At 63.9% G+C, this 23701-nt stretch carries 21 protein-coding genes and 1 pseudogene; 16 read left to right on the forward strand and 6 right to left on the reverse strand.

The window, feature by feature from the left end; translation table 11 throughout:
* From Y708_RS29665 to Y708_RS0106320, 5 genes are all read left to right on the forward strand, one after another.
* Nucleotides 1–448 (forward strand): hypothetical protein (locus Y708_RS29665; RefSeq protein WP_035775474.1); only part of this gene is annotated, 448 nt, incomplete at its 5' end.
* On the forward strand, nucleotides 445–2199 hold the full coding sequence (locus Y708_RS0106305; RefSeq protein WP_035775476.1) for an IucA/IucC family protein: 1755 nt from the start codon (nucleotides 445–447) through the stop codon (nucleotides 2197–2199). The genes Y708_RS29665 and Y708_RS0106305, both read left to right, overlap by 4 nt.
* Entirely contained in the window at nucleotides 2199–2393 is a 195-nt protein-coding gene (locus Y708_RS0106310; RefSeq protein WP_028279273.1) for a hypothetical protein, read from the forward strand. The genes Y708_RS0106305 and Y708_RS0106310 overlap by 1 nt, the downstream gene beginning before the upstream one ends.
* Nucleotides 2390–4186: an IucA/IucC family protein gene (locus Y708_RS23300; protein WP_216699737.1), complete on the forward strand. Its 1797-nt coding sequence runs from the start codon at nucleotides 2390–2392 to the stop codon at nucleotides 4184–4186. Before Y708_RS0106310 ends, Y708_RS23300 begins: the two co-directional genes overlap by 4 nt.
* A gap of 2 nt (nucleotides 4187–4188) precedes the next feature.
* The gene (locus tag Y708_RS0106320) at nucleotides 4189–5412 is read left to right on the forward strand and encodes a type III PLP-dependent enzyme (RefSeq protein WP_028279274.1); all 1224 of its coding nucleotides are present in this window, start codon (nucleotides 4189–4191) and stop codon (nucleotides 5410–5412) included.
* 519 nt (nucleotides 5413–5931) lie between these two features.
* Here Y708_RS0106320 and Y708_RS0106325 read toward each other — a convergent pair.
* The 3 genes and pseudogenes from Y708_RS0106325 to Y708_RS23310 form a co-directional block, all read right to left on the reverse strand.
* Nucleotides 5932–6186, reverse strand: coding sequence for a hypothetical protein (locus Y708_RS0106325; protein ID WP_028279275.1), 255 nt, complete (start codon nucleotides 6184–6186; stop codon nucleotides 5932–5934).
* Nucleotides 6187–6666: 480 nt separating this feature from the next.
* Nucleotides 6667–9906 carry a beta-phosphoglucomutase family hydrolase gene (locus tag Y708_RS23305; RefSeq protein WP_253905711.1) on the reverse strand — a complete coding sequence of 1080 codons (3240 nt, stop codon included), beginning with the start codon at nucleotides 9904–9906 and terminating at the stop codon, nucleotides 6667–6669.
* 46 nt (nucleotides 9907–9952) lie between these two features.
* Nucleotides 9953–11838, reverse strand: a pseudogene (locus Y708_RS23310) (phosphoketolase family protein); the annotation flags it as partial.
* Nucleotides 11839–12166: 328 nt separating this feature from the next.
* On the opposite strand from Y708_RS23310, the gene Y708_RS0106345 reads away from it, so the two are divergent.
* The 3 genes from Y708_RS0106345 (at nucleotide 12167) to heR (ending at nucleotide 14895) form a co-directional block, all read left to right on the forward strand.
* On the forward strand, nucleotides 12167–12505 hold the full coding sequence (locus Y708_RS0106345; RefSeq protein WP_051478706.1) for a helix-turn-helix transcriptional regulator: 339 nt from the start codon (nucleotides 12167–12169) through the stop codon (nucleotides 12503–12505).
* The gene (locus tag Y708_RS23315; protein WP_035775478.1) at nucleotides 12492–13736 is read left to right on the forward strand and encodes a type II toxin-antitoxin system HipA family toxin; all 1245 of its coding nucleotides are present in this window, start codon (nucleotides 12492–12494) and stop codon (nucleotides 13734–13736) included. The genes Y708_RS0106345 and Y708_RS23315 overlap by 14 nt, the downstream gene beginning before the upstream one ends.
* A 313-nt stretch (nucleotides 13737–14049) precedes the next feature.
* The gene (heR, locus tag Y708_RS0106355; RefSeq protein WP_028279278.1) at nucleotides 14050–14895 is read left to right on the forward strand and encodes a heliorhodopsin HeR; all 846 of its coding nucleotides are present in this window, start codon (nucleotides 14050–14052) and stop codon (nucleotides 14893–14895) included.
* 278 nt (nucleotides 14896–15173) lie between these two features.
* On the opposite strand, the gene Y708_RS0106360 is transcribed toward heR, so the two are convergent.
* On the reverse strand, nucleotides 15174–15569 hold the full coding sequence (locus tag Y708_RS0106360; protein WP_155853730.1) for a hypothetical protein: 396 nt from the start codon (nucleotides 15567–15569) through the stop codon (nucleotides 15174–15176).
* 462 nt (nucleotides 15570–16031) lie between these two features.
* Between Y708_RS0106360 and Y708_RS23320 the strand changes: the two genes are divergently transcribed.
* From Y708_RS23320 to Y708_RS0106400, 8 genes are all read left to right on the forward strand, one after another.
* Nucleotides 16032–16676 (forward strand): recombinase family protein, encoded by a 645-nt coding sequence (locus Y708_RS23320; protein WP_081746535.1) that lies wholly within the window; start codon nucleotides 16032–16034, stop codon nucleotides 16674–16676.
* A gap of 181 nt (nucleotides 16677–16857) precedes the next feature.
* Nucleotides 16858–17262 carry a hypothetical protein gene (locus Y708_RS30350; protein WP_035775518.1) on the forward strand — a complete coding sequence of 135 codons (405 nt, stop codon included), beginning with the start codon at nucleotides 16858–16860 and terminating at the stop codon, nucleotides 17260–17262.
* 95 nt (nucleotides 17263–17357) lie between these two features.
* The gene (locus Y708_RS30355; RefSeq protein WP_028279281.1) at nucleotides 17358–18266 is read left to right on the forward strand and encodes a class I SAM-dependent methyltransferase; all 909 of its coding nucleotides are present in this window, start codon (nucleotides 17358–17360) and stop codon (nucleotides 18264–18266) included.
* Entirely contained in the window at nucleotides 18190–19002 is an 813-nt protein-coding gene (locus tag Y708_RS23330) for a hypothetical protein (protein WP_028279282.1), read from the forward strand. Before Y708_RS30355 ends, Y708_RS23330 begins: the two co-directional genes overlap by 77 nt.
* A gap of 3 nt (nucleotides 19003–19005) precedes the next feature.
* On the forward strand, nucleotides 19006–19788 hold the full coding sequence (locus tag Y708_RS0106385; RefSeq protein WP_051478707.1) for a hypothetical protein: 783 nt from the start codon (nucleotides 19006–19008) through the stop codon (nucleotides 19786–19788).
* Between the two features lie 400 nt (nucleotides 19789–20188).
* Nucleotides 20189–20581, forward strand: coding sequence for a hypothetical protein (locus tag Y708_RS0106390; RefSeq protein ID WP_028279284.1), 393 nt, complete (start codon nucleotides 20189–20191; stop codon nucleotides 20579–20581).
* 3 nt (nucleotides 20582–20584) lie between these two features.
* Nucleotides 20585–21289 (forward strand): RES domain-containing protein, encoded by a 705-nt coding sequence (locus Y708_RS23335; protein WP_051478709.1) that lies wholly within the window; start codon nucleotides 20585–20587, stop codon nucleotides 21287–21289.
* Nucleotides 21290–21714: 425 nt separating this feature from the next.
* Complete coding sequence (locus tag Y708_RS0106400) at nucleotides 21715–22281, forward strand: 5-formyltetrahydrofolate cyclo-ligase (protein ID WP_253905713.1); 567 nt, start codon at nucleotides 21715–21717, stop codon at nucleotides 22279–22281.
* A 13-nt stretch (nucleotides 22282–22294) separates the two neighbouring features.
* Here Y708_RS0106400 and Y708_RS0106405 read toward each other — a convergent pair whose 3' ends face one another.
* On the reverse strand, nucleotides 22295–22936 hold the full coding sequence (locus tag Y708_RS0106405) for a cyclodeaminase/cyclohydrolase family protein (RefSeq protein ID WP_028279286.1): 642 nt from the start codon (nucleotides 22934–22936) through the stop codon (nucleotides 22295–22297).
* 165 nt (nucleotides 22937–23101) lie between these two features.
* Nucleotides 23102–23701, reverse strand: a 600-nt coding sequence (locus Y708_RS30895) for an NAD(P)-dependent oxidoreductase (RefSeq protein WP_035775482.1), incomplete at its 5' end; no start/stop codon positions are given.

Here is a 23701-nt window from a genome sequence, read left to right on the forward strand (position 1 = left end):
GGCCTGCCATACCGAATTCGTCGTCGACGGCGGCCGGGCCCGCATCATCGAGGTCAACTATCGGCTGATCGGCGACACGATGGACCTGATCTGCTCAGAACTGCTCGGCGTCGACCTCTTCGCCGCGGTCATCCGGCTGCATCTCGGCGAGCCGCTTCCGGACGGCCTGCCGTGCCCGGCCGAGCTGGGCCGGCAGGCACGCATCCATTATGTGACGGCCGATCGTGAAGGCACCCTCTATGAATCGCCCGCCGAGCTGTCCGCGGATCTTCCCGGCGGAGTGAGGCTGGGTCACCGCAGGCTCCGCGACCCGGGTGTCTCGGCGCCGCTGCACGGCACCAACCGCGATTACCTTTCGGTGGTCCATGCACTGGGGCCGTCCGCGGAGTCCGTCCGGACCGCCGTCGAGGACTTCGTCGGTTCGAGCCGATGGAGCGTTGGGGCATGAACCCCGCAGCTATCGCAAGCCTGGACACAACCGCGGGGTTGCTCGCCCGCGTCTTGGACGCCCTGTTGCGTGAGGATCATTTGGGACTCCAGAGCAATGGCCATTCCGTCCCCGCGCCGGACGGGCTCGCCGGGGACGCCGACTGGTGGAGCGCCCCGTTGCCTGGCGGCCGCGTCGCCTATCTATCCGTGCGCGACGACGGTTTCCTCGCCGACCACTCCGTGGCCGACTCCCTGCTGGCAGTTGACGAAGGATCCGGGAAACTGCGCGTCGAGTCCACGCTCGACGGCGTCCTGGCAGCACTCGCGCCGCGCGATGACGCCAAGGCCGAGGCCGGGTGGGTGGCATTCACCGAGGAGTGCCGGCAGACGGCAGAGGTGTTGCGGCTGCACGATGCCGCCGGCCCCGCCCTGCAGGGAAGGCTTGCTGCCGGAACGGAACAGGGATTTTCAGGGCTCCTGCAGCATGAGGCGCTTGCAGCACTCCGGGACCACCCTGTGCATCCGACCGGCCGTTGCCGCTGGGGTATGGACGAGGATGAGCTGCGCAGTTACGCCCCCGAATATCTCCCCGAATTCGCCTTGAACTGGACCATCGTGCCGCGCAAGCGACTGCGGTTCTCCGGTTCCCTCACACAGGGCCGTCCGGAGTGGTGGCCTGCACCGTCCGGACTGGGCTTCGACCCAGACTTGGACCGGGACCACGTGGCCATGCCCGTGCACCCGCTCACCGTAGCCCGAGCCGAGCTGACCGCCGTTGCTGCGACCGGGCCGCTCGTCGTGCCGACGTTGTCGACCCGCACAGTCGCCCTCTCCGCCAATCCCGGCGTCCACCTCAAGCTGCCCCTGCCGACGGCGACTCTCGGCCAGCGGAACCGGCGCACCATCAAGCCGGGCACACTGGCCGTCGGGGAGCAGGTCCAGCACCTGTTGGCCGAGGTACTGGGGCGGGAGCCCCGGCTCGCAGCGAAGATCCTGTTGGCGGACGAGTCGGTCTGGGCCGACAGCGACAGCGACTTGCTGGCGGTGCTCGTGCGCACTTATCCTGCCGAGGTTGCCCAGGACACCCTTGTCCCCGTAGCCGGACTCCTGGCACAGGACCCGGCCCGGCCGGAGCGCCGGATAGTGGAAGCGCTGGCCGCGCAGGCAGGCGGAGGCGTCGCTGAATGGTTCGACGCCTACTTCTCCGCCTTGCTGGACTGGCACGTGGCACTGTGGCTGCGCTACGGCATCGCCTTGGAAGCCCATCAACAGAACATCACTGTCGCCCAGGGGCCCGGCGGGCTGCGGCTCGTCTACAAGGACAACGACAGCGGGCGCATCGATTGCTCCCGCGCATCTGCAGCCCTTGGCCGCCCGGTGCGCTCGGAGGACTTCGCCGACTCGCGGATCGCTGTCCAGGATCCTGCGGAGCTCGCCGACATGGTCACCACCATCACGCTGCATCTGTGCGTCGCTGCCCTGGTGGTTGAGGAAGCCGGCGAGGACCGACGTCGTCGGGCAGAGCTGCTGGGCCTCGCCCGCGGCCGCCTCCTGGAGGCGGTGGAGCGGTGGTCCGATCCCGGCGACGCCGGATCCCGACAGGCTGCGGAACTGATGCGTTCGAGTGTGCTCGATGCCGACCGTCTGCCGATCAAGGCCATGATCACGGCTGGAACTCTGCTCCCCAAGGAGCGGCTTGGCTGTACGGACGTAAACAAGTACTACCTTCGCACGGGGCCCAACTATTTCAAGGCCACAGGATGGCAGTGATGCGCCGAGGCGAAATCGCTGCAGTGGCAGGAGCCCACTTCGCTTCGGCTTTTGCAGCCTTCGGCCTCTTCGGCCCTGCTGCCCCGCTCGCTCTACCCGTCGTTGTCGGCACCATTCTCGCCCTCGCGTCCGGCAGGTTCGCTGCCGCGCGATCCCCCATAACTGTCAAGACACTCGAACGGAATCCGAAGTGATCACACCAATCCTCACCAGACCGCGGCTTGCCAGCGAGGCGGACCTCACATCAGCGCATACGCTGCTTGGCTGCCTCATCCGCGAAGTGTCCACCCCTGACGGCCAGATGTGGGTCGACGGCGGCCATCTGCTGCTACGCCTTCCGCACATCGGCAGTCTCCTCCGTGCCCGCCTCCTCCGGGTCTCCACCGTGGCAGCCCACCGTTTCGCCGGTGCCATCCAGCAGCAGGACGCCGCATCGGGATCGTGGGAGGACATCGACCTCCAAGAGCTTGCTGCTCTCGTTACGGCCGAACTCACCGCCCGCACCGGGGAGGACAATGAGGAATTCGCAGCCCAGGTCCTTGCCAGCCGCGACAGCCTCGCCGACATCCTCGATGCCCGCCCGGACGTCCCGGTCCGCACGATCACTGAGCCGCTCGCTGCCTTCATCGATTCGGAGCAGTCACTCATCGCCGGGCACCCGCGCCACCCGGCCCCGAAATGGCGTTCCGGGGACGCCGGCAAGTGGCGGCAGTACTCGCCGGAGACACGCACGGCTTTCCCATTGCACTGGCTCGCAGTGCCAGAAAACCTCGTATTCGAGCAGTCCGTTGGCGGTGGCTTCGATGAGCACGCCTCGACCAACCGGCTGCTGGCCAAAGCGGCTCCGGACGTGCCCGCCGGCCACAAAGCCTTGCCGGTGCACCCGTGGCAGCACCGGTTGCTGAGTACCGACAAGGAACTTGGCCCGGTCCTGTCCGCGGCAGTGGCCGACGGTACGATCCTGGACCTCGGCCAGACAGGCCTGCCCTTCCACCCCACGGCCAGCGTGCGTACCCTCTACCAGCCGGAAACGGATGTCTTCCTCAAGACAAGCCTGAACGTCCGGATCACCAATTGCCTGCGCAAAAACTCTGTATACGAGCTCTCCGGCGCCGTCGAGCTCACCCGTTTGCTACGTGAACCCTTGGCCGAAGTCGCCATAATGCACCCGAATTTCACGCTGCTCGAGGAGCCTGCCGCGCGCAGCGCCCAGCTGCCGGAAAGCTACGGAACCCCGGAGCAGCGGCTGGCGCTCCTGGAAGGACTCGGTACCATCGTCCGTACAGGCATCGCGGGCTGGACCCTACCCGGGCAGACCGTTCACCTCGCCGCCAGCCTCGCCGCCGCACCGGACCCGGCCGGCACCCGGACCCGGCTCTCGGACCTCGCGGACCCGGCGGATCCCCGGGCATGGGCCCGGCAATGGTGGAAGAGATACGTCCAGCTGATGGTTCCACCCCTGCTGCGACTATGGGCCGAACACGGCGTCGTCCTCGAACCACACCTACAGAACGTCCTGGCCGTTCTCGGCCCGGACGGCATGCCGCTGCAGATCCTTGCCCGCGACCTCGAAGGCACCAAGCTTGTGGGTAGCCGCCACACCGACGTCCTCGCCGCACTGCCTCCGGAGATCTCCGGAGCCGTTGCCTACGACGAGGAACAGGGCTGGAACAGGATCGCCTACTGCCTCTTCGTCAACCATCTGGCCGAGATAGCCGGCGCCCTGGCTGATCTGGCCCCGGAACCGCCCGGCTTCGAGAACGAACTATGGGACATTCTGGGTGGCACGGTTGCCGAGACGAGTACTGCACTGGGCAATCCACCCCGGCTCCGCGCACTGCTCGCGGGAGTGCCCCTTCCTGCCAAGACCAATATGTTGATCCGCTGGCAGCGTCGCGCCGACAAGCTCGCGGGATACGTTGCGTTTCCCAACCCCTTTGGCAGCGCACTGACCGAGGAGCAGCGACGACCATCGCAGAAGAACTGATTTTGCGCCCGCAGGGGACGGCGCTGCCGGAGCGGGTCAGGGAGGCAGCCTGCGCACTGGCCGACGGCGGCGGCGTGCCCGCTTACATTTACGACCTCGAGCACCTCGCGGGGCATCTGGCAAGGATCCGCTCGGCCTTCGATCAGGCCGGAGGCGGGATCGAGATCCTCCACGCCGTCAAGGCCAATCCCGATCCCCGGCTCCTGGCGGTCATCGGCGCCCACGTCGACGGCCTCGAAGTGGCCAGCGGGGGCGAGCTCGCCCACGTCCGTTCCCACCTGCCCGGGGTGCCGCTGGCTTTCGGCGGTCCCGGCAAAACCGACGTCGAACTGGCCGCAGCACTCGACGCCGGCGTCCACCGATTCCACGTCGAGAGCCTGCACGAGCTGCGCCGGCTCGACCTCTTCGCCCGGGCCGCCGGAACCGTGGCCCCGGTCCTTCTCCGGGTGAATATTCCGTCCGGGACCGCCGGTGACGGGGTTGCCGCCCTGACGATGGGCGGCGTCCCCAGTCCCTTCGGCATGGACCCGGCAGAGGCTGAAAAGGCCGCTGTCGAGCTGGCCCAACTGCCCGGCGTCGAGCTGTTCGGCATCCACGCCCATCTGGCCAGCGGCCACGGACCCGCAGGCTGCGTCGCCCTGGCCTCATCGGTGCTGGACTGGGCAGCCGCGTTCGCCGCACGCCATGGCCTGGATGTGAGGGAGGTCAACGTGGGAGGCGGCATGGACGTGGACTACGCGGATCCGGACCGGGTGTTCGACTGGGACGAGTACGCGCGGCTCCTTGCGCCCTTGGCTGAGGCATACACTCCCCTGACGGTGCGCATCGAGCCAGGCCGCGCGATCAGCGCATATTCGGGCTGGTATGCCACCCAGGTCCTGGACCTCAAGCGCAGTCACGGGAAGGTCTTTGCTGTCTGCGCCGGAGGCACGCACCATCTGCGCACTCCGGCGGCCAAGGGCCATAGCCAGCCCCTCGCCGTCGTACCCCGCCACGGGTGGGGGCGGCCCTGGCCGCGGCCGTCCGAAACCGGGACGGAGGTGACCTTCGTCGGTCAGCTGTGCACACCCAAGGATGTCCTGGCGCGGGACATCACCGTGCCGCGCTTGGCCGTGGGCGACGTCGTCGTCTTCGGCATGGCCGGCGCCTACGCGTACAACATCAGCCACCGCGACTTCCTCATGCATCCCGCACCCGCGGTGGTGCACCTGGAACGAACGGTCTGAAGTGGCTGTGACAGGGGTTTGACTGGCCCCGACCGGACGGGGTGGATTGGTAGGAGCGGCCGTGCAGACGGCTTCGGACATTCCGTGCAGTCGCCTTCTGAAAATGACAAATCCCATATAGAACCTGGAGTCGCTGATTCGCGTATACCCCGCCCACAAAACTGTCCCGCTTAGGTTGCACGATCGCTACAGTAAGCACGATGGCTGGACACATCATCAGATCCGCCCCGCGCGACCGGCAATTGTCTATGTCGAGCTCGGTCGCGGTGAGCATGATCAGCTCCTTGCGCGCATCACGAATTCCTAACTCCGCTGTTCCATCAGCCACGCACTTGGCCTTGTATCTTCGGTTCTGGCCCATACGCGGGACTGTACGGGCCAGAACCGACACCCACGCCGGCCACATGCCCTACCTAGTTTTTACTGCGGGTCGTCCATCTGTGGGCGGGTGGAGCCCCAACGACAGCTCAAAGCCGTCCACCTGTGGATGAGCCGATGCTGCGCGAAGAGTTGAATGCGTCACTCGGAATTGTCTGAGGTCTTTTCCAGCAGCAAAGTCAGCAAATCATCGACGGTTCCCGGGTTGCCGGAAGGATCGGCTGCCCCTTCAACATGGAGGAACGTCTCCAAGGCCCGGTGTCTTTCGTCGGTGAGATCGTGAAGCAGTGGAACTGCGGCCATCAACAGATGGGCCATCAGCGGTGTGTTCCGTGTCTTCGCTGCTGCTGTCGCCTCCTTGAAGTTCAGGGACAGCTGTCCCTCGGGAATGAGCACGACCGCTCACTCGGCTCTGCTACTGGCAGACAGGTCGGCAGCTAGTGTTGCAAGCCGCCCGTCTGGTCCGACACCTTCATCGGACATGAATTGAACGGCTGCACCGCCATCGCGGAGAGTGACCTCGGAGACCTTCATGCCCACAGATTTTTGGGACAGCATCTCGACGTTTATACCGACCTGAGGGCCGTTGGCGCGATTGTCGATGTCCTCTTTGCGGTCCCCGATGAAGGCTGTGAAGTCTGATCCCTCCCGAGGACCTGTCCGAGTTTCACGAACGTGGGTCCGAGCTGTTCCAGGGCCAGACGCAGGTGTTCCGGATTCGAACAGGGTTCTTTCCGGCGCTCGTGGCCGAGGATCCCGTGGTGGAAGGGAAGCCACCTTTCCAGCGCTGCGGCCCCGACAAGGAACCCGAGGCCGTGCCGGGCCAGGGTTTCGGCGATCTGCCGGCAACGGGGCGCATGATTGCCTGCCACGGGGTCAGTCCTTGACCAGAGCGGCATGGCGCGTGTGCGGCCCGGGCAGTGCCGGTGAGGACGTCGACGCCAGGGCGACATCCCAACTGTCGCCGGGCATGAGTGTTCTTTCGATGCCCTCGACGCAGACGTGGATGGGTTCGGCAGAGCAGGGGTGCAGGCGTAGTCGTGCCCGGTGGTGGGTGAGGCTGATGCTGACCGGCTGTCCCCGGTAGCTGAGCCGGAACGAGATGCGGGGCAGCTCGGCGGGCAGGACCGGGTGCAGCCAGAGAGCGTCCTGGCGAGTTTCGACACCGCCGTAGCAGCGCATCACCATATCGGCGGTCCCGGCCATCGCCCCGAGATGGACACCCTCGCGGGTGGTGCCGCCCTGCGTGTCGGCGAGATCAGCCTCGAGGGCCTGCTCGAACAGTGCCCAGGACCGTGTCCGGTCGGTTCGGGCGAGAACCCAACTGTGGGTGAGCTTGCTCAGGGTCGACCCGTGGCTGGTGCGGGAGAGGTAGTACCGGACGGTGGCGGGGATCAGTTCGGGGTCCAGGTCGTAGCCGAGGCGGTGGAAGACATCCCGGAGCTCTTCGGCGGAGAACAGGTAGAAGAGCACCAACACATCGGCTTGCTTGGAGAGCCGGTACCTGTTGGTGCTGTCATTCTCGGCCTGCAGGATCAGGTCCAGCCGGCCGATGTTGCCGTACCGGGCCCGGTACGCGTCCCAGTCGAATTCCGTAAGATGTTCATATCCCTCGAACTGGCTGATGACACCGTCGTGGAACGGGACGCGCAGCCGCCGACTGATCCGGTCCCAGCGTGCGGGCTCCCCGGGATCCAGGTGCAGCCGGTGCCAGAGGGGGTCGCAGTCCTGACCGATCAGCAGGTCCACTGTCTCGCAGGCCCGGGTAAGCACCCATGCGGCGAGCACGTTCGTGTATGCGTTGTTCCGCAGTCCCTGCCCGGGGGCGTCGGGGTAGCCGTCGTGGTACTCGTCGGGGCCCATGACGCCGATGATGTCGAAGCGGTCATCGACCGGGTCGTGGACGGCCAGGCTGGCGAAAAGCCGCGCGACTTCTATGAGGGTTTCTGCCCCGTAGTCAGTCAGGAACCCTGTGTCGGCGGTGGCCTGGTAGTACTGCCACACGCTGTAGGCCACGGCAAGGCCGACATGGCGCTGCCGACGCGAATTGTCCGGCATCCACTGCCCATTGCGGACGTTGAACAGTTCGGTGGGGGTTTCCTCCCGCCCGTCGCTGCCGGACTGCCAGGGAAACATGGCCCCATCCAGTCCTTCCGTGCGGGCGGATGCACGCGCCTCATTCAGTCGCCGGTACCGGTAGAGCAGGAAGGCGCGGGTCAGTTCCGGCCGGCGCAGAGTCAGCATCGGATAGACGAAGAGTTCATCCCAGAAAATGTGACCGCGGTAACCCTCGCCATGCAGGCCACGCGCGGGTAGGCCGACGTCCAGATCCGGACCGGCGACGGCAACAGTTTGCAGCACATGGAAGATGTGCACGTTCAGGGCCAGCGACTGCCGGACGCCGGTCTGCAGGCGGATCCCGAACCGGCTCCACAGCTCTTCCCACGCCTCCACCTGGGCGCCCAGCAGGTCCTCGAATCCGGGAGCGCGGCGGATCCTGCTCCCGGCGTCGAGGGCGGCAGTGGACAGACCACGATCTCGCGAGGTCGCTATTGCCGCGGTTTTCTCGATCCTCAGCGACCGGCCCTGCTGCAGCGTCACGGTGATCTCGTGCCCGGCGGAGGTGTTCTCGGCGATCAGCCGGCGGCCGGTGACCGCGTCGCAGGCGCTAATACGGGTGCGCACGCCGGTGGCGATCCCGATCTGAGACTGGGTGGTGACCGCCTCGTATAGCACCGTTTCACCGTCCAACTCACTGGAGCGGACCGGAGTCAGATGTTTGCGGGCGAGGGATCGGTCTGCTGCCACGTTGCGGTTTTCTACGTCTCCGTTCACGGTCGAGCGGATGACCAGTTCCCCGGACCAGTCCTCGGCGTCGACGGTGACTTCCAGTGCAGCCAGGTGCAGTTCGGCCATGGAGTGGAATTGCCGGGACGTGACCCGTGTGGTCCGCCCGGCGGCGTCCCGGTAACGGTTGGTGCGGGTCAACACTCCCCGGCGCAGGTCAAGATCCTGGTGGTGGCCGATCATCTCCGGCGCGCCCGGGCGGAGGACCGTACCGCCTTCGGCCCGGACGGTCAGGAATGCCCAGTCGGGGGCGTTGACCAGATGCTCGGTTTCGTGGACGCGGCCGCCGAGGTCGGTGCTGAGCCGGTTGTAGATCCCGGCCAGGTAGGTGCCCGGATAGTGGGTTCCGTCAGCGGTGCTACCGGGCACGGCTCCACGGGTGGCCCAGTACCCGTTTCCCAGCGTGCACAGCGCCTCCCGGGTTCCCTCCCGGGCCGGATCGAATCGGTCATAGACCAGATTCCAGTCACCGGGAGCGGTGGCTGTTGCACCGGCAGACCAGCGTTCCTCCCCGTTCATCAGAGAATTGCCGCGAATCGGGCGCAGCAGTGGCAGGGCGGCCAGGTCTTGGACCACCACGTCCGCACCGGCTTCGGCAAGCTGCGAGCCGGTCCCGGTGCGGTCGACCCCGACGACCAGACCGAACCCACCTGCGGCGGCGGCGTGGACTCCTGCGGCCGCGTCCTCGATGACGACGGCATCCGCGGGCTCCACCCGGAGGCGCCGCGCAGCCTCCAGGAACATGGCCGGATGGGGCTTTCCCGGCAGTGCCAGCCGCAGCGCGTCCGTACCATCGACCCGCACTGTGAACAGGTCTGTAACGCCTGCCGCGTCGAGTACCGCCCGGCTGTTGCGGCTGGCCGTCACCAGTGCTGTGGCCACATTCTCCGCACGCAAGCTCCGGAGCAACTCCACCGTCTCGGGGAACACTCGCACGGCGTCACGGGCCAGTTCGTCGGCGAAGAAGCTCTGCTTGCGGGCGGCGAGCCCGTTGATGGTCGGCTGCTCGGGCCCATCATCCGGGTTGCCTTCGGGCAGGTCGATGCCGCGGGAGGCGAGGAAGGTCCTGACCCCGTCTTCCCGAGTCCGCCCGTCGACGAAGGCCCGGTAGTCCCGGTTCGTGTCGAAGGGCTCCTGCGCGGTCCCCGTCAGCTCGGGCAGGGCCTGCTCGAAGAGGCTCTTCCATGCTGCCGCATGGATGCCGGCGGTGTCGGTGACCACCCCGTCCATGTCGAAAATGACCGCACGATAGCCGGAGCCGTTGCCCATGCGCCCACCGGGGGGAGGGAGATGGTCAAGATGCATCGGGAGCCCCCTACACGTGTCCGGTTGCACCGGCGTGGGGCCAGCTCCAGCCGCTGATCGCCGGGTCGTCGTCGCCGTGGTCGCGGGTCCACGCGCGGGCCCGGAGCCGTTCGTCACTCATCCGCTGGCGCAGTGGGGCGGCAGACTCGCCGAGACCGGGAACCCGGTCGATGACGTCCATCACCAGGTGGAACCGGTCCAGGTCGTTGAGCATGACAACGTCGAACGGTGTGGTCGTGGTGCCTTCCTCCTGGAATCCGCGCACGTGGATGTTTGAGTGATTTGTTCGGCTGTAGGTGAGGCGGTGGATCAGGGCCGGGTAGCCGTGGTAGGCGAAGACGACCGGCTGCCCGGAGGTGAAGATGGCGTCGAATTCCGCATCGGGGAGTCCGTGCGGGTGCTGTGTATCGGATTGCAGGCGCATCAGATCCACACATTGACGACCCGGACGGTGAGGTCGGGCAGGTATTGGCGCAGCAGGTCCACGGCGGCGAGGGTTTCCAGGGTGGGGACGTCTCCGGCGCAGGCCATCACCACGTCCGGGAGCGCCCGGGAAGCTCCCGTTCCGGGACCGGCAGCCTGCCTAGTGCCGGGAGCCGGTTCGTTGCCAGCCCATTCCCAGATACCCAGCCCGCGCCGGCAGTGCAGCGCGGCGTCCTCCATGTTGAGATAGGACAGGGCGGGCTGTTTTCCGGCGACGATGAGGTTGATGTAGTTGCGGCTGCGCAGGCAGTGGTCCGCGACCGAGAGCAGCGTGTTGGCATCCGGCGGCAAGTAGACACGGACGATTTTCGCCTTCTTATTGACCAGATGGTCGATGAAGCCCGGGTCCTGGTGAGAGAACCCGTTGTGGTCCTGGCGCCACACATGTGAGGTCAGCAGGTAGTTCAGTGACGCGATCGGTTGGCGCCACGGGATCTCGGCCGCGACCTTGAGCCATTTGGCGTGCTGATTCACCATTGAATCGACGATGTGGATGAACGCCTCATAGCAGGAAAACATCCCGTGCCGACCGGTGAGCAGGTAGCCTTCCAGCCAGCCCTGGCAGAGGTGCTCCGAGAGCACCTCCATCACCCGCCCGGAGCGGGCAAGATGTTCGTCGGTGGGCAGCGTTTCGGCTTCCCACACACGGTCGGTGGCCTCGAATACGGCGCCGAGCCGGTTGCTGAGCGTCTCGTCCGGCCCCATCAGCCGGAACGTGGTCGGGTTGTTGCGGATGACATCACGCAACCATGTACCGAGCACCCGGGTCGCCTCGGCGACGGTTGTTCCCGGTGAGTCAACCGGCACCGCGTAGTCCCGGAAGTCCGGTAGGCGCAACGGTTCCAGCACGGTTCGGCCGTTGGTCACCGGGTTGGCGCTCATCCGGCGGTTGCCTTCCGGAGCAAGCTCGGCCAGTTCGGGCAGCAAACTCCCGTTCTCATCGAACAATTCTTCCGGGCGGTAGGAGGCCAGCCAGTCCTGCAGCTGGCGCAGATGTTCGGGGTTTTCCCGGAGACCGGCCAGCGGCACCTGGTGGGACCGCCAGGTACCTTCCGTCGGCAACCCGTCGACCTCCTTGGGTCCGGTCCAGCCCTTGGGTGTGCGCAGCACGATCAGTGGCCACCGCGGCCGTTCCGACGCCTCTCCTCCCCGGGCGTCGTGCTGGATGCGGCCGATCTCGTCGATGACCTCGTCCATGACGGCGGCGAACCGCTGGTGGACGGTGGCCGGGTCATCCCCTTCCACCAGGTAGGGCTTGTGCCCGTAGCCCTCCAAAAGGCTCATCAGCTCCCGGTCGGGGATACGGGCCAACACGGTGGGGTTGGCGATCTTGTACCCGTTCAGGTGCAGGATCGGCAGCACCGCCCCGTCATGGACGGGGTCCAGGAATTTGTTGGAATGCCAGCTGGCTGCGCACCGGTGTCCATACGCCTCGTCGCGTCGCTAAAGGCCGGGCACCATCCGATCGTGCCGATGGCCGGAGGTCGGTTGCGGGCCGGGACACACAGTCGGCGGTACGGTGTGGAAGACCGGGACTCCGGACCCGGATATGCGCAGACCTGTGACAGCCTGAATCGGTGGATCAAGGTTAAGGCGTCGTCATCGTCATCACCCACACCGGCGCATAGGTATGCAGTGAGCGGGTGTAGATTCAAGCGACTGAGGCGAAAACGCAGCAGTGCTTGTTATGATAAAACATGCCTAGGGATTGTTTAGACATGTTTTAAGAAGGTTGGTAATTGTGAAGCGAACTGTGCCGTTGCGCCCGCATATCCAGGACGCGCTCACCATATGGGGGCAACTCATCCGGCAGGGTCGAATCGACCGAAAATGGACAGCCAAAGAGCTCGCTGCGCGCGCGAACGTCTCGGAGCAGACGGTGCTCTCAGCTGAGGCCGGTAGCCGTGGCGCGGCCGTCGGCACGATGATGGACCTCGCAGACCTCGTCGGCGTCCCTATCTTCGGGCTGGAGGACCGCTCCGAAATCGCGATTCGTCGTCAGCGTGGCGAGGAGATGCTCGCTCTTCTCCCAAGCCGAGTGCGCCGACCAAAGAGCGGAAGTATCGATGACGACTTCTGATGAGCTCTACGTCTGGACGTGGTTACCGGGCCAGACCGAGCCCGTGGTGGCCGGGAGGGTGGAGCAAGCCGGGCCACTCGTCACCTTCGTCTACGGACTGAGGTACCGAGCCCGGCCGGACGCCATCAGCCTGTTCACCCCGGAGCTTCCGCTGCGACCCGGTATCCAGGAGCCTGCAGACGGGCTAAACATCGCTGGCGTCCTCAGGGATGGGAGCCCCGACAGGTGGGGTCGCGGTGTCATCGAAAGGCGACGGGGTGCTGCACCAAACTCCCTCAACGAAATCGACTACATGCTGAGCTCCAGCTCGAATCGCTTCGGTGCATTGGATTTCCAAGTCGATCGTGAGAACTACGTGCCTCGGGATGAGTCGGCGACCCTCGATGAGTTACACAGGGCGGCCATCATCCTCGACGAAGGCGGAGAGCTATCGGCAGGTCTGGATGCGGCCATGATGCATGGCACGAGTCTTGGAGGCGCACGCCCGAAGGCGACACTCACTGATGGAGATGGGAGCGAGTGGCTCGCAAAGTTCTCGTCGTCAGACGACCGCGTCTTCTCAGTGGTGAACGCCGAAGGCGCGATGCTTGAACTCGCGCGCAGGGCGGGCATGAACGTGCCCGAGAGCAAGGTCATCTCATCCCTCGGCAAGGAGGTCCTCCTTGTCAGGCGATTCGACCGAGATGGAGCCGGCGGACGGCGCCACGTAGTATCTAGCCTGACGATGGCTCTGACCGACGAGATGTATGCACGGTATGTGTCCTACCCGCAGATTCTCGATGTGCTCCGCGAGTACGCGAACGACGCGACTCAGCCGGGACCGGAGCTGTTCCGGCGCATCGCGATGAACATCGCCATCAGCAACAATGACGACCATGCCCGGAACCACGCCGCGTTTTGGAATGGGAGGCACTTGGAATTGACCCCAGCCTACGATCTTGCTCCGGGGCAAAGGTCTGGCGACACATTCGAGCAGGCGATGCCATACGGGCGAGGAGACCGCGGCACGAAGGTCTCCAACTTCGCCGCGTTGGTGAGCGAGTCCGAGACATACGGGCTCAACGCGGCAGAAGGCCGGAACATCATCGACCATCTTGTGTCGAGCATCCGCGACAACTGGGACGCCGCTGCCGAGGTCGCGCGTCTGAGCGCCGCAGATAAGCAGAAGCTCCAAGAAAAGCAGGTGCTGCCGAGAGCAGCGTTCTTCGACTACGAACCAGAACCGCTGTAGCGAGGTCCAGCCTCGGGCCCCGCTAAAAAGATCGACTACCGGGCGCTGAGGGTGACATTTAGCGCTGCAGAAACACCGCCATTTATCTCTGCGTTTCACAGATCGGCATATGGGCGGTGTAGATCGCGGCGCTAGTTGGCCGTTTTTTCGCACCGCTAGATGACGTGTCGAGCTGTTCAGTCACGTCGGAAGTTGTTAGATGTAGAACTGCGGTCGGTGCTCAAGGCAGTCAGGGGGATTCGCTGTCTGGGAACGGTGGGTCTGGAGCTAGGTTCGGGGCTAGATTCGATCGAACGGTGTCACAATCATGACTATGAGTGCCTATCCGCTAGAGCTGCAAACCACCTCCGTCCATGTCTCAGCCCACTCAGCTAAGCGGCTGCGGGTCTTCAACACTGTCATGGGGGTCCTGCATCTGGTGTCAGGGTCAGTCATGGTGGCGCTCAGTAATGACTTTTCCTTACCAGTGTCGACGTTCGCGTTGAACGGGCCGCCGGGGACACCTTTGTCACAGGGTGTTACTAATCTCGTCTTCGATGTTCCCCTGGGTATCGCGACAGCATCTTTCCTCTTCCTCTCTGCCTTCTTCCACTTCTTGATCGCTTCACCCTTAGGTTTCCACCGCTACATCGGCGAGCTGTCTAGAGGGCGTAACCGTTTCCGCTGGGTGGAGTACAGCTTGTCCTCCACCCTCATGATCGTGCTCATCAGCCTGATCCTGGGCATTTCCGACATCGCAGCACTCATTGGTCTGGGTATCGCCAACATCTCGATGATCCTTTTCGGATGGTTGATGGAGATGACCAACAACGGACTCATGCACAACGCGGACGGAAAATCAGAACGCGGCCGGCGCGCCTGGTGGACGCCTTTCTGGTTCGGCTGCGTTGCTGGTATCGGTCCGTGGCTGGCCGCCGCGGTCTACCTGATCGTCAACGTCGGCGTCGAAGGAGGGGAGGGACCCCCCGGGTTCGTGTACGGCATCATCGTTTCGCTGTTCGTGTTCTTCAACAGCTTTGCGATCAACCAGTGGCTTCAGTACAAGCAAGTGGGCCGCTGGAAGAACTACCTCACGGGCGAACGTAGCTACATCGTGCTCAGCCTTATCGCCAAGAGTCTGCTGGCATGGCAGGTGTTCGCCAATGTTCTAGTGGGCTAGCCCTACAACGCCAGCCCTGGGTGTGCTGGAACATCTTCCACCCATCAAGATGATTCGCAAGCTCTGCCCCATTCTCGATTCAATGTCGCCGTAGGCCTTGAGGCGGTCATCGACCGTGACAGCGCTGGGGTCGAGGATCACAGTAAACCCAGTCGCTTTACCGGCGGGCCAACAACTGCTTCTCGTGTTGTATCCGCTGCGACCACCGGGGACTGACCATCCGTCGCTACTACCTGTGGGGAGCAAAGCGGATCCCTTACGCCTCAATCAGAAGCGTCTCAAAACTTCAGCTCACCGGTGTGAACAAGGTCCGTCGGTGGCGGATTTGGGGCTCGGACGACTTTCTCCACTGGTGGAACCTCGACCTCCAACGCCCCGCGAAGAACATGGCCCTCGTGATCGACGTCGGTCGCCACGTTCGCCCAACCATCACACCCCGCGATCCAGACGCCGTTGGGCGCATCCTCGCCCAACACACCTCCCGCAGCTGACGAAAAAGGCCCGGGATGGGCGACCGCAAAATTCTGGAAAGGTGCTGGCAGCATCTGCGATCTTCGCCGAGCCACCGACATGCAGTCGTCCGCGACATCCCTGCCAGAGATCCCGAACTCCTTCTTTGCCGTTTCAGTAATGTGCTCGTCGACGCAAAGAGTGTCGTACATCCAGTAGGGCATGAACGCACCTCGGGCGGTGAGGCTTCTGCGCTCCAACACGAGGGTCCGGTTTGCTCGCGCAGCGGAGTGCCGCAGCTGTGGCACCAACCATCATCGCCGTACATCGGGGTGAAACCCCAGGAGCTTTCAGGCCGTGGCCATCCCCTGTTTCTGTTTGCCTACAGCATGACCCGCTCGTCGCCCCCGCTCTGCATGTTGGTCATCATCGCAGCCGATTACGAAGCTGTCGTACTTCTTTGACTGATTGAACGCTGCCCGCTAGAGGTTTTCCACATGGACGTTGACTGAAGGAGTGGCTGTGGACCCCGCCACCTTCATCGACATAACCCCGCCATCTTGACGAAAACTCACAGACATGCTAGAACGCCGCCCGCGTGGATCACAAACCAAGTGCGAAACGTGTATTGTCATAACGCGAGGGCGAGACGAATTCTGCGACCCTCGGGACTGGGGGAGGACTACATGGATCGACCGGAACACCTTGAGGGCGTTGAGGAGCCGAGGTTGGTGCCTGAAGGTGTGATGCTCGGGTACGCGCGAGTATCAACGGTTGATCAGAACCTTGAGGCACAGCGTCAACAGTTAGTCGACGCTGGCTGCTATGACATCTACGCCGACCATGGCCGGTCTGGTGCGACGATGGCCCGCCCGCAGCTGGAGGTGTGCCTACGCGCGTTGCAGCCTGGCAACACACTCGTGGTGACCAAACTTGACCGCCTTGGTCGCACAGTGCGCGGGCTCGTGGATTTGTTGGACACACTGCACGAACGCGGCGTGATGTTCCGGTCTCTGTCCGAGGGCATCGACACGACGACCGCCTCGGGTCGGCTGATGTTCAACATCATCGCGAGCGTCGCGGAGATGGAGCGTGAGTTGATTCGGGAGCGGACGAAGGCCGGCCTTGCCGTTGCAGCAGGTAGGGGTGGCCGGCCGCCGCGGCTGCAACCGCACGACGTCGTGGAGGCCCGCAGACTCCGGGACCAGGAAAAGCAGACGGTCGAGTCGATTGCGAAGAAGTTCAAAGTACATCGGTCGACGATCATTCGCGCGCTGCGCACTGATGGTCTTGCGGGTGCTGGGTACAAGCGACAACCGAGTGGTCATTAGTGGACTGAGGAGCAGTTATGTGTATCCTTCCCAGACAGGATTCGGGTGCTGGGTACGGTGGGAGAAGTATTTCTACCGGCACCAGGGGGACGTCCGATGGCGCGATCGCGCAAGCGCAACCAGATTGATGGTCAGGCAAGTCTCGATGCATTTCTTTTCGCACCATCAGAGGAGGTTCGTGATGAACAAGTACGGCAAGTTCGCTCAGGAGACGTGGAAGATGACCGCGCCGTCGCAGTACGCCCTGATCCCGGACCCGGAGGAGTGGTTCCGGAAGCTGGGCGAGGAAGCGATGCACCAGGTGGGGGAGTTGCAGTACAAGCTGGCGGGACCGGACCCGAAGGGCGAAACCTATCTGGAGAAGGTGGGCCGGTTGAACGCCTCGAGGATGCAGGCCGAGGAGATCGTCCGAGCGGAGATGCTGACGCCGGACGAGATGGAGACGGAGGGCGACGACTCGGACGAGGAGATGCCGGAGTCGACGCGTCTGATGCACGAGATAATCCAATCGTTCAACCACGGGTATCAGGAGGACTTGGAGAATCTGAGGGCCGAGGAACTGGACCGGGACAACCAGCGCCAGTAGCCCCTGCTGTACCCGATCACCGATTCCTTCCTGCGCGGCAGGACGATCTAGCCCGGTCAGGGGCGCGTGCGCGCTTCCAAGCGAATGTCGCTGCGTTGCGGGTCCTGCGTGAGCTGCAGGAGCAGGACCGTGCGGCCACCGCAGCAGAACGCGATGTGTTGGCCCGGTGGGGGAGTTGGGGAGCTACCGGTGTTGCCGAGGTTTTCGATGAGAGCCGTGCTGAGTACGAGGCGGACCGGGTTGAGCTACGCGAGCTGCTGAGCGAGGACGAGTACCGGGCCGCGAACCGTACCGTCATCAACGCGCACTACACCGATCCTTCCCTCGCCACGGAAATCTGGCAGACTCTCAACACGCTCGGTTTCGACGGTGGCCGCGTCCTCGAACCGGGATCCGGTGCCGGAACCTTCATTGGCCTCGCACCCGAACCTGCGACCATGACCGGTGTCGAGCTGGACCCGATCACCGCCGGCATCTCCCAGGCGCTGTACCCGGACGCTGACATTCGCGCCGAGTCCTTCGCTGACACGCGTCTTCCCGGCGGGTACTTCGACGCCGCCGTCGGTAACGTGCCGTTCGCCAGGACCAAGCTGCACGACCCGCGACATAACACGGGCAACCACTCGATGCACAACCACTTCATCATCAAATCCCTTGCTCTCACCCGGCCCGGTGGTGTCGTTGGTGTCATCTCCTCTGCTTTCACATGTCCTGCGTTCCTTTCGGCAACGCCGTCATCACTTGGTCGCGAAGTGAATTGGCCAGTTGGAGAGGTCGGACCGTGGAATACCGGAGCGGAGCGAGGATATGCCGCGAAAGCCGGCCTTGCGAGACTTGCCAAGAGAAGGGCGGACAGTATCGCGTTTCGCGGACGGCGGCCGCTCAGTCGTCACGGGCTACTCGGTAGCCGAGCGACCACCCAGGGGCATGGACCCGGTCTGGTTCGGCGGCGGAAAACTCGCCAAAGACCTCACCCTCCCAGCGCTGCGCACAGCCTGGACTGACACCCCCGAAGCATCCCAGGAAGCAGCCGAGGAATGGTGGGCGGCCAAGCGCCAGCAAAGAATTGTGCACAGGCAAGGTCCGGACATCAAGCGTGGCACTCGCGCGTCGATGGTCGGAGGTTTGGCCGTCGATGAGGTCGCGGCCAGGAAGCTCGCACTCGACATGGCCAAGGCCCGGCGCGTCATGTCGTCAGTAGCAGTGGACGATCACCAGACGTGGGCGCACGTCGCCCGTGAAGCCTCCGGAGCCTTCGGTGCCTGGTCGAAAGCCACAGAAGCAGAGCCAGGGCCCCTCGCGCACGCTTCACGTGTCCTTGCGCGGTCCGCTCACCGATCAGGGATCACCATCAGCGAACCTGTGAAGCCAGGACTACGGATGGCCGGCACCACATCGTTCCTCCTCGCGGCCGCCACCGCACCGTCACCGGTCGCGCAGACGCTCATCATGCAGCAAATGCTGCGCACAATCCGCGCGCTCCACGACATGCAGGCCAGCAACAACGACCTCCGCGAAGCGCGCCTGCTCAACGAGACAGTAACGGAGCACCTGAGCATCGTGGGAGCACCGCTTCCCGATGTTCCCGAACCACGACTCCCAGCACCTGAGACCGCAGCAGGCGTGCAGCGGAAGGCATTGCCGGCGCTCTCGGAAGCGAAACCGTCGCAGAGGACACAACGGCGCACCCAGGACTACGAGACAGAGCTGCATATGCCGGACCAAGGGATAGGGAAATAGCAGATGACTCACGACACACCTGACGGAGCCGAGGGTCTCTTCCGGCCTCAACTGCAGTCCGCGTTGGCTGTTGCCGGTCGCCTCGGTGAAATGCTCGCCCGTCAGCGAGCGGAGCGCAATGAGCAGATCCTGCGCGCGCAAGAAGCGCAGCGACGCCAGCTCGAGGAACGATTCGAGGCCGAGCGCGCCGTGATGCGCACGCAGCTCGGAGCCGTCTATCAACCGCAGTTCTGGGAGTCAGCAAAGCCCGAGGACGTCGCATCACAGTACGCCCTGTCGCAGCAATGGGAACCCTTCGATGACATGGCTCGCCTGTCCCGCGAACACATGCACGAAGAAATCAAGACACGATACGACCTGACCCCCGAGGACTACCTCGATGAGCAAGGGCTCTCGTCTCGAGGGACCACCGAGCAGAGTGGCACGACAGATGGGGAGCGGACCAGAGCGGACCGGGACGCGCAGCGTGACCATGCAGAAGCTGAACGGCAGTCAGCGGCCGTTGTTACCGGGAATTTGCAGAACGACGTCGACACACAGAACGCAGCTGCCAGCGCTGAGGAGCACTGGGACTCCGGCGACCGCAGGGCGCGGCTCGCGGACTATCTAATGGAGCGGGCTGGAACGACAGAGGTCGGCAGAGAAGGAGTAGCCGCAGTGCTGGCTGCCGACCTTAGCAACGGCACACCACCCTCAGCAGCGGTGAGGGCCAAGCATCGCCCGTCCCGTCGCCGGGACTCATCTGAACCAGAGCGCGTGAAGGAAAGGGACTTCGGCCTGGGCTAAATCATGGTGCGCGGAGCCAAATGCAGAAAGGGGGCGACCACATGGTCGCCCCTTTCTATGCTCGCCCCTCGCCCGTCAGTCTTCCGCTTCGTCTTGGTGTGGCGGGAGCGGATAGATCCACTCACCGGCGGCGTTCGCAAACTTGATTCCCATGACAGGATCCAGACCAAAGCGACGCGCTGCTATATCAATGCAGCAACGTACAACGGGCCCTGCCAGCGGCGGACGAACATGCCGCAACCTTCGGCCAGATCAGCTCGGAGAGCACCGGATAGGAGAGGGCTCCGACCCCTTCCCGAAACCGCTACCTTACATAACAAAGGATATCGGTGATTTCAGGTGTGATTGTTGGTGTGCTCAAATTGTAGATTGGATAGGCCTTCTATGGGATCATGGATTCATGACAGCTGTAGCAGGAGCACGCTCAGATCTCAGGGCTCATAGGGATTCCATTCGTCTTCCGGACGATGAGCTGGTGCGTGAGCTGCGGGATCTGTTGGGCGCCAAACTGGTGGCGTATCTGGGCTCGGTGAAGGAAACCCGGGCCGTGCGCCAGTGGGCTGAGGGTGAGCGAAGACCATCGATGGATGTTATGCACCGCCTTCGCAGCGCCTATCACGTGGCAGCGCTGATCCATGAACGCGATGCCGCTCCCGTCGTTCAAGCCTGGTTCATGGGAATGAACCCGCAGCTCGACGACGTGCCCCCCGCGCGGCTATTACGCGAAGGACAACTTGAGGACGCAGGTCCGTCGGTTCTGGCAGCCGCCCGGGCCTTCGCCGCAGCAGGCTAATCAGTGACCCCCCGAACATTGTCCGAGGCCACCGCCTCGCAGACAGTGTGGCGTATAGGCTTTCGGCCCGATCCCTGGGCGTGGAGCGGTTGGGAGTGGGCGACTAACGGTCGGTTCCCGGGCCGGTGGGACGACGTCGACGGGACCTTCCGCACCATCTATGCGGGCTCGAGCCTCCTCGCATGCCTGCTCGAGGTCCTCGCGGGTTTCCGGAGAGATCCGCGCCTCGCACAGGCACTCGACGACATCGTCGAGGACGAAGCAGACCGGGACCTGCACCCGACCCTCTCCCCCGGCCTGGTACCGCGGGAATGGCTTGATCCGCGTGAAGTCGCTTCGGGAACACTGCGCGGCCAGTTCTGTGCGGTGACCGCATCCGCCAGTGTCGCGGCACTGTATCCGCACTTCATCGGCTTGGCCCTCACGTTGGGGCTGACCGACTTTGATGCCGCGGCGTTGAAGGATGCCCGGCCACGACGACTAACGCAGAGCGTCGCAACGTGGCTCTACGAGACCACTGACTTTGACGGTGTCACTTTTACTTCCCGCCACGGGGACGACCTAACCCTATGGGCTGTTTTCGAGCGTCCAGGTGATCCACAGGTCTCCCCCCGAGTTATAGGTACAACCCACAGAAGTTTTGAGGGCGACGAACCAGAACTTATGAAGGCGTTTCGCCTTCTCGGGCTGCAGTGGCGGAACGACTAGCCCCACGATCAAATTGACCGCCCTGCTATCAGCTCGATTGCGCCACGGCCCGTGGCGCAATCGATACCGGTCCGCGGCATCAGGAGCAGCAGTTGTCCAACAGGCTGTTGGACAACTGCTCGACCAAAACAGCACCTCAAAACACAAGACCTCAAGCGGAAAGTCCCCAGCGCAGCCCTCGAGTTTCGCCTCAATTTCCCGCCAAGCTGGCGAGCCGGCAATGACGCTTTATGGCGTCTTTATGTCACTACTATGGCACTCACACGCGTCGAATCTCGCAAACCCGAAGACCGCTCCTGCGTGGCTAAAGCCAACTGAAGGGCTGAGCGGCTAGTTGACAGAGTCATGGTTATCGGCGATTAGGGAGAGCGTCACGTGCATCCCACATATCTCGAGCATCAACGGCATGGTGCAATAATGTGCGCGTGACATCAACGAAGCGTGAGCTGCGGGCCAACATTCGCGCGGAGCGCCGTCAACGTCCCATTGCGGAACGGAACGCTGCGGCAGCGAACATCTCGGCCCGTTTGATGAGCTTGGTCATCGACCGCGCCCCGCGTTTCGTTGCCTGTTACTTATCGACTGAAGATGAGCCCGGAACAAGACCCTTCCTAGAGTGGGCAGCGTCCAACGGTGTCGATGTGATCCTGCCGGTGAGCAGGGTCGACGGGCTCTTGGATTGGGTTCCAAGCCGCGGCGGGACAGAGCAAGTAGGCCTCTTTGGCATACCGGAAATCGTCGGGGAACCCTTGAGCGCCGAAATCATGGCCGAGGTAGACCTGATGATTGTTCCTGCGGCCGCTGTGGACCGCTCAGGGATGCGGCTTGGATGGGGACGTGGTTACTTCGACCGCACCCTTTCAGCCTTGGACTATTCCCCAACGGTTTACGCCGTCGTTTTCGAATCCGAGTTTCGTGAGACTGTGCCGCGCGAGCCTCATGATCAGCCAGTCGACGGCGTAGTCACTCCCAGCATGACGGCCTTGTTCTAGACGGCAGGCAGATTCAACCCTTATCCGTCGGTGCTGCTCGGTCGTCCACTTCGGCGGTCAAAGTATCGATGTGTCTTATGGCGGCGTTGAAGCGCTCGACCGAGCCCCAGAGCGCCGGGTTAGCTTTAGCGACTTGCTCCAGTGACTGTCCAGCTGACGTGAGCGATGCCAAATCGAAGCTCACGTTTGTGCGTGCTCCGGAAATCGCACCGCGCAGTGCGCCGCATGCTACAACGACGTCGGCAATCAGCGCAGAGTTGCCTTGGTGGGCGAGCCAAAACAAGTCCTCGATTGCCCCTATTGCCTTCTCGCCGAGCGCTGCGGAAGTTTTTGCAGCTTCTATGGATGCGGCGCGTATAGCCTCGTCCCGACGCTCTCCCGGGTCGAGGCGGAATGCTGCTCCAAACGCGCTGGAAGCAGCTGAGTCCTCGTCAGCTAGCTTGAGTGCGGATTCGCGTAGCGACTGCGCTCGGGCAATCAGAGCATCGATTTCATCCTGTTGTCCAGCATCGGACTCGGTGTAGCCGGCCACCATGGACATCAGGGATGCAGCAAGGGCAAGCATCACCCCAGCTCCTGCTCCTCCACCAGGTGACCCCGTTGACTTTGCCAGAGCCTCCGTCCATTGTCCGAGAGTTGAATCTTGGGTGTTCATAGCGCTGCGCCCTGAGCCATCGGTGCGTGTCCTACCAAGCTCGAACATTTCCACCAGGATTGCATGGGCCTGTCCTTCCCCTCTCCAACCACTGTTCTCAACCTTTCCCCACTAGGGCCTCGTACTCGGCCGGGTTGTCGTCTCGCGCGTCGGCGCCGGTTGCCTCTAATTGATCGGCGAGGGTGGTCGTTCGTCGCTGAGCACGGCGAGGGCATTGTCTGCTGCGAGCATTGCCATGGCGGTACGGGTCTCGACGGTGGCGGAGCCGAGGTGCGGGACGAGCACAACGTTCTCGAGCTCGAGCAATCCGGGGTGCACGCGGGGCTCGTTTTCAAAAACGTCGAGCCCGGCGCCGGTGATCTGTCCCTCGCGAAGGGCAGAAGCGAGGGCTGCTTCGTCGATGATGGGCCCGCGGGCGGCGTTGATGAGGTAGGCCGAATCCTTCATGGCCGCGAGTTGTTCGGCGCCGATCAGGTGGTGGGTGGCAGGCCCGTAGGGGCAGTGCAGGGAGACGATGTCGGAGACGGTCAGCAGCTCGTCGAGGTCGACGCGCCGGGCGCCCAGCTCTGCGGCGATCCCGGGATCGATTTCACTGCGCGACTGGTAGATGATTTCCATGCCGAAAGCTTTGGCCCGGAGTGCGGTGGCCTGGCCGATGGCGCCCATGCCTACGATGCCGAGGGTCTTGCCGTGCAGGCTGCTGCCGAGCAGGAAGAACATGCCCCACTTCCAGGGCTGGCCGGAGCGGATGAGCCGTTCCCCCTC

Origin of the sequence: Arthrobacter sp. H5 (assembly GCF_000520595.1) — a bacterium.
Classification (GTDB): Bacteria; Actinomycetota; Actinomycetes; order Actinomycetales; family Micrococcaceae; genus Arthrobacter_D.